Origin of the sequence: Streptomyces marincola, from assembly GCF_020410765.1 — a bacterium.
GTDB classification, from domain to species: Bacteria; Actinomycetota; Actinomycetes; order Streptomycetales; family Streptomycetaceae; genus Streptomyces; species Streptomyces marincola.
The window spans coordinates 951,414-967,531 of sequence record NZ_CP084541.1; the positions used below are offsets into that span (position 1 = coordinate 951,414).

General features: G+C 74.4%; 18 protein-coding genes. 5 read left to right on the forward strand and 13 right to left on the reverse strand.

The features are described 5' to 3' along the window. Nucleotides 1–89: 89 nt before the first annotated feature. From amaP to LC193_RS04080, 5 genes are all read right to left on the reverse strand, one after another. Entirely contained in the window at nt 90–686 is a 597-nt protein-coding gene (amaP, locus tag LC193_RS04060) for an alkaline shock response membrane anchor protein AmaP (RefSeq protein ID WP_226071635.1), read from the reverse strand. A 14-nt stretch (nt 687–700) separates the two neighbouring features. Further along, nucleotides 701–1,291 carry a DUF6286 domain-containing protein gene (locus tag LC193_RS04065; protein WP_226078473.1) on the reverse strand — a complete coding sequence of 197 codons (591 nt, stop codon included), beginning with the start codon at nt 1,289–1,291 and terminating at the stop codon, nt 701–703. Between the two features lie 62 nt (nt 1,292–1,353). Continuing rightward, nucleotides 1,354–1,737: a hypothetical protein gene (locus LC193_RS04070; RefSeq protein ID WP_226078474.1), complete on the reverse strand. Its 384-nt coding sequence runs from the start codon at nt 1,735–1,737 to the stop codon at nt 1,354–1,356. A gap of 2 nt (nt 1,738–1,739) precedes the next feature. Continuing rightward, the gene (locus tag LC193_RS04075) at nt 1,740–1,934 is read right to left on the reverse strand and encodes a hypothetical protein (RefSeq protein WP_086161261.1); all 195 of its coding nucleotides are present in this window, start codon (nt 1,932–1,934) and stop codon (nt 1,740–1,742) included. Nucleotides 1,935–1,964: 30 nt separating this feature from the next. Next, complete coding sequence (locus tag LC193_RS04080) at nt 1,965–2,402, reverse strand: Asp23/Gls24 family envelope stress response protein (protein WP_226078475.1); 438 nt, start codon at nt 2,400–2,402, stop codon at nt 1,965–1,967. A 249-nt stretch (nt 2,403–2,651) separates the two neighbouring features. Here LC193_RS04080 and LC193_RS04085 point away from each other — a divergent pair, with 249 nt between their 5' ends. Further along, entirely contained in the window at nt 2,652–3,419 is a 768-nt protein-coding gene (locus tag LC193_RS04085) for a nucleopolyhedrovirus P10 family protein (protein WP_226071636.1), read from the forward strand. 9 nt (nt 3,420–3,428) lie between these two features. On the opposite strand, the gene LC193_RS04090 is transcribed toward LC193_RS04085, so the two are convergent. The 8 genes from LC193_RS04090 to LC193_RS04125 all read right to left on the reverse strand — a co-directional run bounded on the left by LC193_RS04090 (nt 3,429) and on the right by LC193_RS04125 (nt 12,233). After that, nucleotides 3,429–4,208, reverse strand: a complete 780-nt coding sequence (locus tag LC193_RS04090) for an enoyl-CoA hydratase/isomerase family protein (protein WP_226071637.1) — start codon at nt 4,206–4,208, stop codon at nt 3,429–3,431. A gap of 78 nt (nt 4,209–4,286) precedes the next feature. After that, nucleotides 4,287–4,511 carry a helix-turn-helix domain-containing protein gene (locus LC193_RS04095; protein ID WP_176582984.1) on the reverse strand — a complete coding sequence of 75 codons (225 nt, stop codon included), beginning with the start codon at nt 4,509–4,511 and terminating at the stop codon, nt 4,287–4,289. Nucleotides 4,512–4,810: 299 nt separating this feature from the next. Further along, entirely contained in the window at nt 4,811–6,409 is a 1,599-nt protein-coding gene (locus tag LC193_RS04100) for an ABC-F family ATP-binding cassette domain-containing protein (RefSeq protein ID WP_226071639.1), read from the reverse strand. A gap of 140 nt (nt 6,410–6,549) precedes the next feature. Further along, nucleotides 6,550–7,989 carry a hypothetical protein gene (locus LC193_RS04105; protein WP_226071640.1) on the reverse strand — a complete coding sequence of 480 codons (1,440 nt, stop codon included), beginning with the start codon at nt 7,987–7,989 and terminating at the stop codon, nt 6,550–6,552. A gap of 54 nt (nt 7,990–8,043) precedes the next feature. Continuing rightward, complete coding sequence (locus LC193_RS04110) at nt 8,044–9,186, reverse strand: alpha/beta hydrolase (protein WP_226071641.1); 1,143 nt, start codon at nt 9,184–9,186, stop codon at nt 8,044–8,046. 59 nt (nt 9,187–9,245) lie between these two features. Then, nucleotides 9,246–9,926 (reverse strand): class II aldolase/adducin family protein, encoded by a 681-nt coding sequence (locus LC193_RS04115; protein ID WP_226071642.1) that lies wholly within the window; start codon nt 9,924–9,926, stop codon nt 9,246–9,248. Between the two features lie 176 nt (nt 9,927–10,102). Beyond that, nucleotides 10,103–11,002 (reverse strand): SCO1860 family LAETG-anchored protein, encoded by a 900-nt coding sequence (locus tag LC193_RS04120; protein WP_226071645.1) that lies wholly within the window; start codon nt 11,000–11,002, stop codon nt 10,103–10,105. A gap of 106 nt (nt 11,003–11,108) precedes the next feature. Continuing rightward, a complete protein-coding gene (locus LC193_RS04125) occupies nt 11,109–12,233 on the reverse strand; it encodes an amidohydrolase family protein (RefSeq protein WP_226071646.1) in 1,125 nt (374 codons plus the stop codon). Nucleotides 12,234–12,801: 568 nt separating this feature from the next. Here LC193_RS04125 and ectA point away from each other — a divergent pair. The 4 genes from ectA to thpD all read left to right on the forward strand — a co-directional run bounded on the left by ectA (nt 12,802) and on the right by thpD (nt 16,064). Beyond that, nucleotides 12,802–13,383, forward strand: coding sequence for a diaminobutyrate acetyltransferase (gene ectA, locus LC193_RS04130; RefSeq protein WP_404819345.1), 582 nt, complete (start codon nt 12,802–12,804; stop codon nt 13,381–13,383). Between the two features lie 66 nt (nt 13,384–13,449). Further along, nucleotides 13,450–14,712, forward strand: a complete 1,263-nt coding sequence (gene ectB, locus LC193_RS04135; RefSeq protein ID WP_226071650.1) for a diaminobutyrate--2-oxoglutarate transaminase — start codon at nt 13,450–13,452, stop codon at nt 14,710–14,712. Nucleotides 14,713–14,748: 36 nt separating this feature from the next. Next, nucleotides 14,749–15,144, forward strand: a complete 396-nt coding sequence (locus tag LC193_RS04140) for an ectoine synthase (protein ID WP_086161249.1) — start codon at nt 14,749–14,751, stop codon at nt 15,142–15,144. Nucleotides 15,145–15,164: 20 nt separating this feature from the next. Beyond that, entirely contained in the window at nt 15,165–16,064 is a 900-nt protein-coding gene (gene thpD / locus LC193_RS04145) for an ectoine hydroxylase (RefSeq protein WP_226071651.1), read from the forward strand. The last annotated feature ends 54 nt before the right edge of the window (nt 16,065–16,118 follow it).

The window sequence follows — 16,118 nt, forward strand, 5'->3', positions numbered from 1 at the left end:
GCGCGGGGTTCCGGGTCGGCGCCGGTTTGTCGCCGTGCTCCGGGCCGACGCGTCTCGTTCCGGGCGAGCGGGCCCCGGGCCCCGGGGCGTCAGTTGACGCGTTCCTCCCCGTGCTGGGCCGCCCGGAGCCTGGCCTCGGCCGGGAGCGCGTCGAGTCCCGCCGACGCGCGGGCATGCTCGACGGTCTCGGTGCGCAGCCGCTCGACGATCGCGTCGGGCCCGGCCTGCGGGGTGAGCAGCAGGCCGACCGAGAGCCGGGGGCTGCCGCGGCGGCCGGTCAGGCTGACCCGGGCGCGGTCGACGCCCGGCAGCGCCTCGGCCTCGGCGGCCACCACGTTCTCCAGGGCGTGCCCGCGCAGCACGGCTCCCGCGCCGTCCCCGCTGTCGATCGCGATCTCGGTCGTCCTGCGGCGCCTCAGCTGCGCGAGCAGCCACCACAGCGACAGCAGGACGAGCAGCGCGAGCCCGCCGATGACCACCGGCCACCACCAGCCCTCCTCGCGCCACTGCGTACGGTCGGCGTGGGTGAGCAGCACGTCGTGCGGGGCGCGCCAGGACCAGCCGGAGGGCGGCGAGAAGCCCCACCGGCGGGGCAGGTCGAGGGCGGCGGCCAGGGCGGCGGCGCCGCCGCCGATCAGGCACAGGCCGGTCAGGACGAGCAGGACCCGGTTGACGGTCCGGAGCATGGCGTTCACCAACCTCAGGGCTTGGGGGGCCGGCGGACGTGCACGGTCAGGGCGGGCTCACGCGCGAGCCCGAGTTCCGCGACGCCGTGGGACAGCACGGCCTCCAGGTCCGCCCTGACGGTGTCGATCTCGCGGAAGTGGGCCTCGGCGAGCGCCCGGATGCGGCGCCTGCCGACGTCCACCCGGACCGAGCGCACGCCCGACACCTCCATGGCCCGGTTCCGCAGGACCAGCGCGACGGCGCCCCGTTCGATGCCGGGGCGCATCAGCTCGTCGTCCCGGCGCATGGGCAGCAGGCCGCGCAGGCCCGGGGTGAGGGCGAGCGCGATCAGCCAGACGCCGGTCAGCACGGCGGCCGAGGCGCCGAGCACGACCCAGGCGTCGTCCAGGTGGCGGGTGGCGAGGCCGTCGGCCAAGGTGCGCCGCCAGGAGGCCGCGGGCCGGTCCGCGCGCACCGACACGATGTCGTAGAGCAGCAGGCCGCTCGCCCCCGTCAGCACGGCGGCGACCAGCGCGGCGGGTCCGCGGCGCTCCGACCAGAACCGGCGGGCGGCGGGCCCGCCCGCGCCCCGGCCGGGTGCGGCCGGGGGGCCGGTCCGCTCCAGTGGAGCGGTCTTCTCCAGCGTGCGGGCCGCGTCCCCCCGCGCCGCCTCGCGCCGCGGGTCGCTCACCGCACCCTCCCCGAGGCGTCACCGGTGAAGTGGGCGGAGCGCAGGCGTTCCACCGCGACGGTCACCTCCGTGGTGTCCATGCCCGCCAGCTCGCGCACGCGGGCCGCGACCGCCCTGCGGACCGCGCCGCACTGCGCCCCGATGTCGGACGGGTAGCCGAGTTCCACGGCGACCTCGACGCTGGCCAGGCCGCCGGTGCCGTCGCCGGCGGGCGGGCGGCGCACCACGGCGGTCGCGTGCGGGGCGCCGGGGCGCGGCAGCCCGGGGGGCGAGGCGCCGCCGCGCAACGCCTCCCGGGCCGCCTGCGCGGCCAGCTTCGCGACGACGCGGTCGGAGATCCTCGTCGCCCCGCGGTCGGCCGGGGACAGCACCGGTTCCACGGTCACCGCCGCCGGTCGTCGTCGCGGTCCCTGGCGCGGAAGAAGTCGCCCGGTTCGAGGTCGCCGTCGACGAACCTGCCGACGACGAAGCCGATCGTGCCGAGCGCCGCGACCAACAGGAAGGCACCGAAGCCGCCGAAGTACGCGGCGAAACCCAGTGCCATGCCGGCGATCATGCCGACCACAGCCATGCTCATGTACAACTCCTGGCCCTTGCTCCGGTCGCGCTACTGGAGCGGCGGCCGTTCGTCGTCTTCCTCTTCGTCGTCCGGGAGGTTCACATCGCCCACGTTGATGTTGACCTCGACCACTTCGAGGCCCGTCATCCGCTCGACGGACGCGATCACGTTCTCCCGTACCGTACGGGAGACATCGGCGATGGAAACGCCGTACTCGACGACGATTTCGAGATCGAGGGCCGTCTGGACCTCGCCCACCTCCGCCTTGACGCCGCGGGTCGCCGACTTGCTCGCGCCGGGGACCCGGTCCCTGACGGCCCCGAACGTGCGGGAGAGCCCGCTGCCCATGGCGTGCACGCCGACCACGTCGCGCGCCGCCATGCCCGCGATCTTGGCGACGACGCCGTCCGCGATCGTGGTCCGGCCGCGCGTCGCCGGGTCGCCCGTTCCGCGACGCGTGCCGAGCTGCTTGCCCTGTACGTCGATCGCGGTGGTACCGCTGCTCGCTTCCGTACTGGTGTCGGTCACTTCGCCCTTGCCCCTTTCCGAACGACGGTCAGTTCCGCCGGTTCAGTGCCACCTTATGTGCGCTGCGGGGCGCTCGCCCCGGCCACGCGCCCCGATCGAGTGGGCCGCGCGGCCCGTACGCGCCCCCGCCCCGACCGTGCATACGACATGCTGTACCCAGCCATCGCGAATTGAGTACGAACGAGTCGTGGGGAAAGGCGGGCGGACATGGGTTCGGACCAGCTGGCGCACGCGGTGCGGCGGCAGTTGAGCCTGGGCCGGCTGCTGCCGCTCGGCGGCCCGGCGGACGGCGCCTGGCTCGCGGAGCGCGCCGCGGCACCGGTCCTGCGCGGCGCGGCGGAGCGCGTGCCCGGGGTGGTGGTCGAGGATCTGCGGGTGGCTCCCGCGGGGGACGCGGTGGCCGCGCTCGCCGCGGGCGCCCCGCCGAGCGCGCTGCCGCCCGGCCCGTTGCGCGTGGAGGCCGTTGTCGTGGCCGACGCGGCCCTGCCGCTGCCGCGCACGACGGCCGCCGTCCGGGCCGCGCTGGCCGGGGCCGCGGCCGAGCGGCTCGGGCTCGCGGTGACGGACGTGGATCTGACGGTCCGCGATGTCCTGACGGCGCGGGAGCTGGCGGCCCTGCGCACGCGCGGCCGGCCGCCGGCCGCCTCGGTCCCGTCGGCGGCGGTCACCGAGCACGCAGAGGGCACCGAGGACGCCGAGACCGCAGCGGACGCCGAGAACGCGGCGGCCCCGGTGGCCGCCGCGGTGCTCGCGGTGCCGGGCGTGCGCGGCCTGACCGACGTGCCCGGCGGCCGGCTGCGGGCGGTGGAGATCCCGGCCGACGGGCGGCGTCCTGTGCGCGTGCAGGTCGCGGTCGACGAGGCGCACCGGGCGCTGGACGTCGCGCGCGCGGTGGCGCGCGCCGCCTCGGCCGCGGCGGGCCGCGCCGGAGGTGCCGCCGTCGTGGTGACGGACACCGTTCCGGCCGGCCGCTGAGGCCGCGGGCTACTCGCCGAGGCCGGCGAGGTCGCGCAGCCGGCGGGCCTGGGCGGCCCGTTCCGCGCCGCGCTGCTCGTCGTATCCGTGGGTCGTGGCCGCGCGCAGCAGCGCCTTGGTCTCGGTCAGGGCGTCCCTGGGCGCGGCGAGCAGGGCCGCGGCCAGGTCGTTCGCGGCGGCGTCGAGGTCGGCCGGGGGCACGACGAGGTTGGCGAGGCCGATGCGTTCCGCCTCGTCGGCGCGCACCGCGCGGCCGGTGCCGCAGATCTCCAGGGCGCGGGCGTACCCGACGAGCGACACCAGGGGGTGGGTGCCTCCGAGGTCGGGCACGAGCCCGAGCGAGGTCTCGCGCATCGCGAACTGCGCGTCCTGCGCGCACACGCGCAGGTCGCAGGCGAGCGCCAGCTGGAAACCGGCCCCGATGGCGTGGCCCTGCACGGCGGCGACGCTCACCAGGTCGTTGCGGCGCCACCAGGTGAACGCCTCCTGGAACCCGGCGATCACCGCGTCCACCTCCGCGTCGGGGCGGCGGGCGAGGTCGGCGAACGACAGGTCGTCGTCGATCCCCTCGGGGGTGAACGCCCGCCGGTCGAGCCCGGCGGAGAACGAGGCGCCCTCGCCGCGCAGGATCACCACCCGGACGTCGCCCGGCAGGATCCGGCCGGCCTCGGCCAGGGCCCGCCACATCGCCGGGGTCTGCGCGTTGCGCTTCTCCCCGCGGGTCAGCGTGACCGTGGCCACGGCGTCACCCACCGACACCCGTATCCCGTCCCGGTCGAGCAGGCTCATCGCGGACCTCCGTGCGACTGGTATTACCCAACGGTAGCTTGTCGTCCGCAGGGTAACCCGTCCGCGGCCCCGCCGGGATCAGGGCGTCGGGGCGGCCTTCTTGCCGCGCGTGGCACCGCCTCGGCCGCGCAACGTGACGTCGGCCTCGCTGAGCATCCGGTGCACGAAGCCGTAGGACCTGCCGGTCTCCTCGGCCAGGGCGCGGATGCTCGCGCCCGATTCGTACTTACGCTTCAGGTCCGCCGCGAGCTTCTCGCGCGCGGGGCCGGTCACCCGGCTGCCCTTCTTCAGAGTCTCGGCCACCCGTGCCTCCTCGTGGGAAGTGCGCTCTTGGCTCTCATGATCACCCCTATCCGGCTTCCTGGCCACCCATTCGTCCGGTTCCGTACGACAAACGGACCGCCGTCGGCCGTCCGCCGCGGACGGCCGACGGCGACCGGCACCGAGCAGCATGGGAAAAGGGCAGGTCAGAGCGGTGGTGGGCGGAACGGGCCGCCCCGGCGCGCCGACACGCCGGGCTACGTCCTGACTCACTCAGATGAATGATCAAGCGTCGGCCGAATGATCCACCGCGCGCGATCACAAACGCCGGGCGCGTGCCGTCAGGCGAGCGCGACCAGGTCCGCGTAGTCGGCGCTCCACAGGTCCTCGACCCCGTCGGGCAGCAGGATGATCCGCTCCGGCTGGAGCGCGTCCACGGCGCCCTCGTCGTGGGTCACGAGGACGACGGCGCCGGCGAAGCTCCGCAGGGCCCCGAGGATCTCCTCCCGGCTGGCCGGGTCCAGGTTGTTCGTCGGCTCGTCGAGCAGCAGCACGTTCGCCGAGGAGACCACCAGGGTCGCCAGCGCGAGCCGCGTCTTCTCCCCGCCCGAGAGCACCCCGGCGGGCTTGTCGACGTCGTCGCCGGAGAACAGGAACGACCCGAGCGTCTTGCGCACGTCGACCATGTCCAGGTCGGGGGCCGCGGTGCGCATGTTCTCCAGGACCGTGCGGTCGGGGTCGAGCGTCTCGTGCTCCTGCGCGTAGTAGCCGAGCTTGAGCCCGTGCCCCGGCGTGACCACGCCGGTGTCGGGGGGCTCGATGCCGGACAGCAGGCGGAGCAGCGTCGTCTTGCCCGCGCCGTTGAGCCCCAGGATGACCACACGCGAGCCGCGGTCGATGGCCAGGGAGACGTCGGCGAAGATTTCGAGCGACCCGTAGGACTTCGACAGCCCCTCGGCCGTCAGCGGTGTCTTGCCGCAGGGCGCGGGGTCGGGGAACCGCAGCTTGGCCACCTTGTCCTGCTGCCGCTCCGCCTCAAGTCCCGCGAGCAGCCGCTCGGCGCGGCGGGCCATGTTCTGCGCGGCGACGGCCTTGGTGGCCTTCGCCCGCATCTTGTCGGCCTGGGCGTTGAGGGCGGCGGCCTTCTTCTCCGCGTTCGCCCGTTCGCGCCTGCGCCGCTTCTCGTCGGCCTCGCGCTGCACCTGGTACTGCTTCCAGCCCATGTTGTAGACGTCGATGGCCGCGCGGTTGGCGTCCAGGTAGAAGACCTTGTTGACGACCGTCTCGATGAGGTCGATGTCGTGGGAGATCACGACAAGACCGCCGCGGTAGGTGCGCAGGAAGTCGCGCAGCCAGATGACGGAGTCGGCGTCGAGGTGGTTGGTCGGCTCGTCGAGCAGCAGCGTGTCGGCGTCGGAGAACAGGATGCGGGCCAGCTCGACGCGGCGCCGCTGCCCGCCCGACAGAGTGTGCAGCGGCTGGGCGAGCACCCGGTCCGGCAGGCCGAGGCTCGCGGCGATGGTGGCCGCCTCCGCCTCGGCCGCGTAGCCGCCCTTGGTGAGGAACTCGGTCTCCAGGCGCTCGTACTTCTTCATCGCCTTGACCCGGGTGGCGCCCTGGCCCGTGGCCATGCGCTGCTCGTTCTCGCGCATGCCGCGCAGCACCGTGTCAAGGCCGCGGGCCGACAGCACCCGGTCGCGGGCCAGCACGTCGAGGTCGCCGGTGCGCGGGTCCTGCGGCAGGTAGCCGACCTCGCCGCCCCGCGTGATGGTGCCCGCGGCGGGCACGCCGTCGCCGGCCAGGCACTTGGTCAGGGTGGTCTTGCCCGCCCCGTTGCGGCCGACGAGGCCGATGCGGTCGCCCCTGGCGATGCGGAACGAGGCGGACTCGATGAGGACGCGGGCGCCGGCGCGCAGCTCGATGCCGGAAGCGGTGATCATGGACGGACTCCTGAACGGCGGGACGGGACGTGGCGGCTCGGCTGGGAGTGGCGTACGTCCGCTAAGGCACGAGGAGCAGAAAGTCCATGGGGACCAGTCTAGCGACGTGCGCAAGCGGATTTCCCGGCCGGCGGGCCGGCTCAGACCCCTCCCGTGTGCACCTGGAACGCCGCCCGGCGCACCCGCTTGGCCACCGCGGGGTCGGGGTGGGCGGCGGCGAGCGCGAGCAGGACCTGCACGGTGCGCGGATGGCCGCAGTCCCGGATCTCGTCCACCAGCTGGACGACGTCGGGCTGCGGGGCCGCGTCGAGGTGGTCGAGCAGCAGCCGTTCCGCGCCGTGCTCCTGCGCGGCCGAGGCGGTGTCCACCCACAGCCAGGTGGCCTCGGCCCGGGAGAGCACGCCGTGCGGCGAGTCGGCCTGGTCGCGCGGGTCGCCCTCCTCGTGCTCGGCGAGCCACAGCAGCGCGTAGGGGCGAAGACCCGGCTCGTCGGCCGCCTCGCGCACCGCGGGCAGCGCGGGGGCACCGACCGCGCGCAGCGCCTCGAACGCCAGCCCCCGGATGAGGGCGTCCTCGCCCCGCGCGGCGTCGAGCAGCTCGGTCACGGCGGGGCCCGCGGGCCGCACGGCGAGCCAGGCGCGGTACTCGGCACGGGCGGGCCCCGGGGTGAGGCCGGCGCAGCCGCGCAGCATGGCGACGGCGGACTGCTCGATGTTGCCCGCGGGGCTCTGGGCCGCGATGCAGATGTGTTCGAGCTTGGTCCACATCGCCCAGCCGCCCAGCTCCGTGAGGCGGGCGCGTTCGGGATGGTGGCCGCGGGCGTGCAGGGTGAGCGCGCCCACCGAGGCGAGGGTGTCCAGGGCCCAGCCGAGGATGCGGACCAGCTCGGCCACGTCCTCCTCGTCCCTCCGCTCCCCGTCGTTCCGCTCGTCCTCCTGGCTCCGCGCGTCCCGCGCGTCCGGCTCGTCGTCCGCTATCGCGCCGCCGGGGCCGCGGTCGGCGCGCAGCTCAAGAATGCGCCGCCGCGTCAGGTCGATCAGCCCGGCGCCGGTCACCGGGCCGTCGGAGAGGTACATCACCGAGAGGAGCTGCGGCACGGCGGCCACCACGTCGGCCACCGTGCCCGGGTCCGCGTCCGGCGGCGCCGGGCGGGCCAGGGACCACGCGTCGAGCAGGGCGACCCAGCCGCGCAGCGCCGCGGTGTCGTCGTGGTCCCAGGCGCGCAGCCGCCAGCCGGCGCGCACCGAGCCGGTGCCGTCGCGGCCCTGCTCGATCAGGCCGGCCAGGCGGGCGCGGCCCCAGTGGTCGTGCGTCTGCCGCACGGTCAACCCGAGATCGCCCGCGGCCCGCTCGGCCGCGGTGTCGGGTGAGGTGCCGGTGCGCTGCGCCCAGCGGGCGAGCCGTACGGCGTCGGCGAGCTGCGCGCGCGCCCGGCGGGCCAGCTCCTCCTGCGGGGCGAGTCCCTTGGGCGGCGGGGGCGTGCGTCTGCCGGCCTGCGTGCGCCTGGGTACCGTGGCGCGCTGCGGTGGGGTCTGGGGGACAAGTCGCAACCGGGGCTCACGCGGAGTTCGGGACGTCACGTGAGCAGTTTCACCGCTCGGGCCGCGAAAGCCCAAACCCCCTGCGTCGCGGGCTCACATGAGCGGGGTCAGGAAGCGCCGCAGCCGCTCCTCGTACGCCTCGGGCGCGGCGTTCCACATCGCGGCGTGCTCGGCGTCGGGAACGGTGTGCAGCACGATGCTCTCCGGGTGCCGGGCGGCCAGCTCGCGGGAGGCGCGCCACGGCGCGATCGTGTCGGCGGGCCCGTGCAGGATCAGCACCGGGACCGGCGCGCCCCCCGCGCCCAGCGGCTGCCCGGGCGGGCGGTCGTCGAGGTCGAGGCCGAACCCGCCGCGTGCGGCGCCGAGCGCGAGCGGCACCAGCCGGCCGGGGACGCCGCGGCGCACGGCGAGCGCGTGGAGCGTCGCGGCCGGGTCGAGCACCGGCGAGTCGAGGACGAGGCCGACCAGCAGGCCGCGCAGGGCGGAGCGGGTCGCGGTGCGCAGGGCCATCGCGCCGCCGGTCGACCAGCCGTAGAGCACGACGCGCTTGGCGCCGCGCCGGGCCGCGAACCGCAGGGCCGCGTCGGCGTCGTGCCACTCGGCGGCGCCGAGCCGGTGCACGCCCTCGCGTGGACGCGGGGAGCCCGCGTCGCCGCGGTGGCCCGGGATGAGGACGGGGAACCGCTGCTCGTGCAGGAACGGCAGCAGGTTGAGCGGATGTTCGCGCGTGGCGCCGAGCCCGTGCAGCGCGATCACCCACGTGTCGCGCGCGCCGGGCACGAACCAGGTGGGGAGCGGGCCGCGCTCCCCCGGGACGGTCACGTCGGAGTACGGGATGCCGAGCGCGGACTCGGGGGTCCCGAGGTGCAGTTGCGGGGTGAGGGCGGCCGGGGCGCCGGGCACGAGCGCGCCGCGGTCGACGCGTTCGAGCCGCCGCACGACGCTGTCGGGCCCGCTCGGCACGTCGAGGACCGGGCCGACGACGGCGTGGCAGGGCCCGGCGGTCAGCCCGTAGGTGCCGGGCCGCAGCGTTTCCAGGGAGCGGGTGAGCGTGACCTGGCCGGCCGCGGTGCCGTGCACGGCGAACCGGCTCTCGGCGAACCCGGCGGGGCGGGCCGGGCGGGCGGGGCCGAGCGTGGCGCCGAAGGCCCACCGCCCGGCGGCGACCGTGGCCACGGCCGCCCCGGCGCCCAGCAGCGTGGTGGCGGCCACGGCCGCCTTGGTGTGCCGACGCATGCCTTCCAGGATGCGCCAGGCGCGGCGGCGGCGCCACCGCGCGGACCGCGGCCCTCCGGTCAGCGCTGGCCGTAACCGCGGAACCGTTCCCGCACGCGGGCCAGTTCGTCCTCGGGAACGAGCGTCGGCGTGCGCCCCGGCACGGAGGCCGCGGCCAGCCAGACGCGGCACATCCACTCAAGCTGCGCGGTGTTGTCGTACGCCTCGCGCAGGTCGGCGCCGTGCACGAGGGTCCCGTGGTTGCGCAGCAGGCAGCCGCTGCGCCCGCGCAGCGCGGTGAGCGCGTGCCGCGCCAGCTCGTCGCTGCCGAACGTGGCGTACGGCGCGACCCGGACCGGGCCGCCCAGGACCGCGGTCATGTAGTGGACGGCGGGCAGTTCGTCCACGAGGGTGGACACCGCGGTGGCGTGCACCGCGTGGGTGTGCACCACGGCCCGCGCGTCCGTGCCGCGGTAGACCGCCAGGTGCAGCGGCAGTTCGCTGGTGGGGGCCAGCTCACCGGCGACGCGCCGGCCCGTGAGGTCGACCGCGAGCAGGTCGCGGGCGCGCAGCCGTTCGTAGGGGACCCCCGAGGGGGTGACGAGCACGGCGTCCCCCACGCGGACGGACACGTTGCCCGAGGTGCCGACGACGAGGCCGTCCGCCACCGTCCGCCGCGCGTGCGCGACCAGGTCGTGCCACGCCTCCTGCCACGCGTCCGGCCACCCGCCGGACGTCTCGCCCTGCCCTTGTCCGCTCATCGCCGCGTCCACCCGTCTCCCCTGTACCGCTCGTCATCGGCCGCACCGCCCGTCGTCGGCGCCGCCGGCCACGGGTGATTGTCCGGCAGGCGGGGCACGCGGCGACAGGGGAACGGGCCGGGCGCGCGCGAGGCGCGGCGCCCGGCCCGCGTTCCCGCGGCGCCGCGCCGGGCCGGTCAGCCCTGCGCGGCGGCCCTGCGGCGGCGGGCGATCAGCACGGTGGCCGCGCCGGCGGCGAGCAGGCCGGCCGCTCCGCCGACCATGTAGGGCGTGGACGAGCCGCCGCCCGTCTCCGCCAGGTCGACGTCCTCATCGGGCCGCTCGACCGGCTGGTCCTCCGTGACGGTCTGCGGGCCCCGCCCGGGCGGGGCGGGCGCGGTGCAGGCGGCCTCGGCGAGCGTGACGGTGCCGGTGACCTCGGCGACGCCCAGGTCGAGCGGGTCGACCGCCACGTTCAGGTCGAGCGCGCTCGCGCTCGCGGTGCCGTCGCCCGACTCGCGCTGGGCGAGCGCGAGGGTGACGTCGCCGACGCCCGGCACCGACACCTCGGTGGTGCCCTCGGTGCTCAGCTCGGCGGTGCGGCCGAGCACGGTGGCCGTGGCGGGCATCACGGTCTCGGCCGACGCCTGCCCGCCCACCGGGCACGAGGCGCGCGCGGAGACCGCGTCCACTTCGATCAGGGAGAGCAGCGGCAGGCCCGGGAGGTGGACGCGGGCTCCGGCGAGGCTCGTCTCGGCGAACGCGCCGTCCGCGCCGGTCGTCGCGGAGGCGGAGGCGGCATCGGCGCGCAGCAGGTCGAACGGCTGCCCGTCCTCGACGCCCTCCAGGGTCGCGGTCAGCAGGGTGTCGTCGGCGCTGCCGCCCCCGTCGGGCGCGCTGACCTCGTTGAGCGACGCCGTGAGCGGGAGCCTGACGCCGCCGTCGAGGAGGGAGACGTTCAGGCCGGCTCGCAGGACTGCGGCGCTCGCCGTCCCCGCGCTCCGGTCCCCGGCCTCGTCGGCACGGGCCGTGGCCGGGGTCGTCAGGACGGTGGCGGCGAGCAGCGCGGTGGCGCCGCGGCGGGCGGTTCTGTTCACGACAGGGGACTCCATCGGGATGGGTGTTGCTGGGACGCCCGCCATCCTTCGGTCCGCTCGCGCCGGCCGTCCTGGTTACGTCACCCGTTCACCCGAACGGGGTAACTCAGGCGACGACGCGCCCCCGCAGCACGACGCGTCGCGGCTCGGCGAGTACGGCGAGGTCGCGCCGCGGGTCGTCGGCGTAGACGACGAGGTCGGCGGGCGCGCCCTCGGTCAGGCCCGGGCGGCCGAGCCATTCCCTGGCCCGCCAGGTCGCCGCGGCCAGCGCGTCGTGGACGGGCAGTCCGGCCCGGCACAGCTCCGCGACCTCCCGCGCGATGAGGCCGTGCGGGAGCGAGCCCCCGGCGTCCGTTCCGGTGAAGACGGCGATGCCCGCGTCGTGGGCGGCGCGCACGGTGTCGTACCTGCGCGCGTGCAGCCGGCGCATGTGGGCCGACCAGCGCGGGTACTTGGCCTCCCCGCTCTCGGCGAGGCCGGGGAAGGTCGCGATGTTGACCAGGGTGGGAACGATGGCCACGCCGTGCGCGGCGAACAGGGGGATGGTGTCCTCGGTGAGTCCGGTCGCGTGCTCCACGCAGTCGATGCCCGCGGCCACGAGGTCCGCGAGCGAGTCCTCGGCGAAGCAGTGCGCGGTGACCCGCGCGCCCTCCTCGTGCGCGGCGGCGACGGCGGCCACGAGCGCGTCGGCCGGCCAGCAGGGCGCGAGGTCGCCGCGTTCGCGGTCGATCCAGTCCCCGACGAGCTTGACCCAGCCGTCGCCGCGCCTGGCCTCCTGCCTGACCACAGCGGCGAGCCGGTCGGGCTCGATCTCGTGCGCGTACTCGCGGATGTAGCGCCGGGTGCGGGCGATGTGCCGGCCGGCGCGGATGATCGGGGGCAGGTCGGCGCGCGCGTCCGTCCAGCGGGTGTCGGAGGGCGACCCGGCGTCGCGCAGCAGCAGGGCGCCCGCGTCGCGGTCCGCGAGGGCCTGCGCCTCCGCGGCGGCGCGGCCGACGGCCCCGTGCGCGTCGAGGCCCACGTGGCAGTGGGCGTCGACGAGCCCGGGCAGCACCCAGCCGGTGAGGCGGACGACGTCCCGCGCGGCGGGCGGCCGGTCGTAGGTGATCCGGCCGCCGACGACCCAGAGTTCGTCCCGGATCACCAGGTCGGGTCCGCCGTCCGGTCCCTCGGCCGCGAGCACGCGGCCCCGGATGTGGAGGACGGGCGCGGAGGGCGGGCCTGCGTTCATGCGCCGCAGCCTACGGCCGGGCCGCCGCCCGCGCCGAGGGCCGGTGCCCGAACTCGTGGGCGGGGCGGCCCCGGTGGACGACTCCGATGGACGACTCCGATGGACGACTTCGATGGAGCGGCCGCCGCGGGGCCCGCGCGCCGCCCCGCGCCCGGGAACGGGCGCGAGGGGTTCGGGGCACCGGGTCCGCGGGTGGCGGTCCCCCGGCTGCCGCGCGATAATTCCCGGCGCAGCTCCCGGCGTTTTACAACGGAATTCAAACTGCGATTCCCCAGGTAATTCAGACGGAGCCAACGGGCCTCTTCTGCCCGCTTTATCGACTTCTAAACGGGGCCGATACACGATCGTGGCCGGTCACCGGAACGGGTCAGCACCCTCACTTCTTCGTTACAGACATGTGACCAAGCCCACACGGATGACCGATTTGCCCGGTAACTAACGGACAGAACGTAACTTTTTGCTCCGAAGTAAGCTGCGGTCCCCCGCGCGCGCGATAACACATCGGGCCCGACCTGTTAAGACCAGTCGGCGGTGCAATTTCAAGAATCGCTGGGTAAATTGAATCTGCATGACCCCCGCACAAGCAGACCATGCACGTGCCCGACCGGATTTCATGGACAGTGAATTCACCGCAGGAACCGATGGCCTCACACTCGACACCCCGCGCCTGGACGACGGAGCGGACCTGTGGCGCCTCGCCCGGGACTCCAGGGTCCTGGACCTGAACTCGTCGTACAGCTACCTCCTGTGGTGCCGCGACTACGCGCGCACCTCGATCGTGGCCAGGGACGCGGCCGGCGTCCCGGTCGGCTTCATCACCGGGTACACCCGCCCGCAGGCGCCGAGCACCCTGCTGGTGTGGCAGGTCGCCGTCGACGGCGGGCAGCGCGGACGCGGCCTCGCCGCCGCGATGCTTGACGCCCTGGCCCGCCGGACGGGCCGGGAGCTGGGGGTGAACATGATCGAAACCACCGTCACACCGGACAACACCGCGTCCAACCGCCTCTTCGCCTCCTTCGCCGCGCGGCACGACGCCGCCGTGGAGCGCGAGGTGCTGTTCGACGCGGGGGTGTTCCCGGAACGGGGGCACCAGCCGGAGGTGCTGTACCGGATCGGCCCCATAGCCGAACCGGCGGCGACCGCCCGCTGACTCCGACCCGACCGCGACCACTTCCGACCCCTCCACGTGATCACCCCCTGAGATCAGGAGACCGTTGTGACCATCACCCAGCCCGACCTGAGCGTGTTCACCACCCTGGAGTCCGAGGTCCGCAGCTACTGCCGCGCCTGGCCCACCATCTTCGACCGCGCGCAGGGCAGCTACCTGTACGACGAGGACGGCCACACCTACCTGGACTTCTTCGCCGGCGCCGGCTCGCTCAACTACGGCCACAACAACCCGGTGCTCAAACGCGCCCTGCTCGACTACCTGGAGCGCGACGGCATCACCCACGGCCTGGACATGTCCACCACCGCGAAACGGGCGTTCCTCGAATCGTTCCAGAACGTGATCCTGCGCCCGCGCGACCTCGACTACAAGGTGATGTTCCCCGGCCCGACCGGCACCAACGCGGTGGAGTCCGCGCTGAAGCTGGCCCGCAAGGTCAAGGGCCGCGAGTCGATCATCTCCTTCACCAACGCGTTCCACGGTATGTCGCTCGGCTCGCTCGCCGTGACGGGCAACGCGTTCAAGCGCGCCGGCGCCGGCATCCCGCTGGTGCACGGCACCCCGATGCCGTTCGACGACTACCTCGACGGCCGCACCCCGGACTTCATCTGGTTCGAGCGGCTGCTTGAGGACACCGGTTCGGGGCTGAACAAGCCCGCGGCGACGATCGTGGAGACGGTGCAGGGCGAGGGCGGCATCAACGTGGCGCGGCCCGAGTGGCTGCGCGGCCTGGCCGACCTGTGCCGGCGGCACGACATGCTGCTGATCGTCGACGACATCCAGATGGGCTGCGGGCGCACCGGGCCGTTCTTCTCGTTCGAGGAGGCGGGCATCGTGCCCGACATCGTCACGGTGTCGAAGTCGATCAGCGGCTACGGGCTGCCGATGGCCCTCACGCTGTTCAAGCCCGAGCTCGACATCTGGGGCCCCGGCGAGCACAACGGCACGTTCCGCGGCAACAACCCGGCCTTCGTCACCGCCGCCGCCGCGCTGGAGACGTACTGGAACGACGGGCAGATGGAGAAGCAGACCCTCGGCCGCGGCGAGCAGGTGGAGTCCGCGCTGCGCGCGATCGCCGCTGAGCACTCCGGCGCCTCCTACCGCGGCCGCGGCATGGTGTGGGGCCTGACGTTCGAGGACACCGAGCGCGCCACCGCCGTGTGCCGCCGCGCGTTCGAACTCGGCCTGCTGCTGGAGACGTCGGGCCCGCAGAGCGAGGTCGTCAAGCTGCTGCCGGCGCTGACGACCACGCCCGAGGAGCTGGACGAGGGCCTGCGGGTGCTGGCCCGTGCCGTCCGCGAGACCGACTGAAGCAACCACTGGGAACGGGAAGGGAAGTACACCGCCGTGATCGTCCGATCGCTCAGCGACATCGAGGGAACCGACCGGGACGTGCAGTCCGCCTCCGGCACGTGGCGCAGCAAGCGCATCGTCCTGGCCAAGGAGGGCGTCGGATTCTCGCTGCACGAGACCGTGCTCTACGCGGGTACCGAGACCACCATGTGGTATGCGAACCACATCGAGGCCGTCTTCTGTGTCGAGGGCGAGGCCGAACTGACCAATGAGGAGACCGGCGAGAAGCACTGGATCTCGCCGGGAACGATGTATCTGCTCGACGGGCACGAGAAGCACACCATTCGTCCGAAGAGCGACTTCCGCGTCATGTGCGTCTTCAACCCGCCGGTCACCGGCCGTGAGGACCATGACGAGAACGGTGTCTACCCGCTGCTCACCGAGGCGTAAGGAGAGGAAGGAACACCCACATGACCACCGCACCCGAACGCACCGCCGACCTGTACCCGACCCGCGGGGCGACCGAGGTCACCACGCCACGCCAGGACCCGGTGGTGTGGTCAGAACCCGGGGCGCCGGGGCCGTTCAGCACGGACGAGCTGGCCGGCTTCGAACGGGACGGCTTCGCCGCCGTCGACCAGCTGATCACGCCGGAGGAGGTGCTGGCCTACCGCGCCGAACTGGACCGGCTGGTCACCGACCCGGACATCCGCGCGGACGAGCGCTCGATCGTCGAGCCCTCGTCGCAGGAGATCAGGTCGGTGTTCGAGGTGCACAAGATCAGCGAGAAGTTCGCCGGGCTGGTGCGCGACCCGCGGCTGCTCGACCGGGCGCGGCAGATCCTGGGCTCCGAGGTGTATGTGCACCAGAGCCGGATCAACGTCAAGCCGGGGTTCGGCGCCAGCGGGTTCTACTGGCACTCGGACTTCGAGACGTGGCACGCCGAGGACGGGCTGCCCCGCATGCGGACGGTGTCCGTGTCGATCGCGCTGACGGAGAACTTCGACACCAACGGCGGCTTGATGATCATGCCGGGCTCGCACCTGTCGTTCCTCGGCTGCGCCGGTGAGACGCCGAAGGACAACTACAAGAAGTCGCTCCAGATGCAGGACGCGGGCACGCCGTCGGACGAGGCGCTGACCGGGTTCGCGGACCGGCACGGGATCAAGCTGTTCACCGGCCGGGCCGGCTCGGCCACGTGGTTCGACTGCAACTGCATGCACGGCTCGGGCGACAACATCACGCCCTACCCGCGCAGCAACGTGTTCATCGTGTTCAACAGCGTGGAGAACGCCGCGGTCGAGCCCTTCGCGGCACCGGTCCGCCGTCCCGAGTTCATCGGGGCCAGGGACTTCACGCCGGTGAGCTGAGCCGGTTTCACCGGCCGGCGGGCGCCGGTTCCCCGCGAGGGGGACCGGCGCCCG

What these genes read in the sequence shown, in the direction of transcription:
- LC193_RS04075 (WP_086161261.1), bottom strand. Translation starts at nt 1,934, where the DNA reads ATGAGCATGGCTGTGGTCGGCATGATCGCCGGCATGGCACTGGGTTTC.
- LC193_RS04100 (WP_226071639.1), bottom strand. Translation starts at nt 6,409, where the DNA reads ATGATCACCGCTTCCGGCATCGAGCTGCGCGCCGGCGCCCGCGTCCTC.
- LC193_RS04110 (WP_226071641.1), bottom strand. Translation starts at nt 9,186, where the DNA reads ATGCGTCGGCACACCAAGGCGGCCGTGGCCGCCACCACGCTGCTGGGC.
- amaP (WP_226071635.1), bottom strand. Translation starts at nt 686, where the DNA reads ATGCTCCGGACCGTCAACCGGGTCCTGCTCGTCCTGACCGGCCTGTGC.
- ectA (WP_404819345.1), top strand. Translation starts at nt 12,802, where the DNA reads ATGACCCCCGCACAAGCAGACCATGCACGTGCCCGACCGGATTTCATG.
- LC193_RS04125 (WP_226071646.1), bottom strand. Translation starts at nt 12,233, where the DNA reads ATGAACGCAGGCCCGCCCTCCGCGCCCGTCCTCCACATCCGGGGCCGC.
- LC193_RS04085 (WP_226071636.1), top strand. Translation starts at nt 2,652, where the DNA reads ATGGGTTCGGACCAGCTGGCGCACGCGGTGCGGCGGCAGTTGAGCCTG.
- LC193_RS04115 (WP_226071642.1), bottom strand. Translation starts at nt 9,926, where the DNA reads ATGAGCGGACAAGGGCAGGGCGAGACGTCCGGCGGGTGGCCGGACGCG.
- thpD (WP_226071651.1), top strand. Translation starts at nt 15,165, where the DNA reads ATGACCACCGCACCCGAACGCACCGCCGACCTGTACCCGACCCGCGGG.
- LC193_RS04090 (WP_226071637.1), bottom strand. Translation starts at nt 4,208, where the DNA reads ATGAGCCTGCTCGACCGGGACGGGATACGGGTGTCGGTGGGTGACGCC.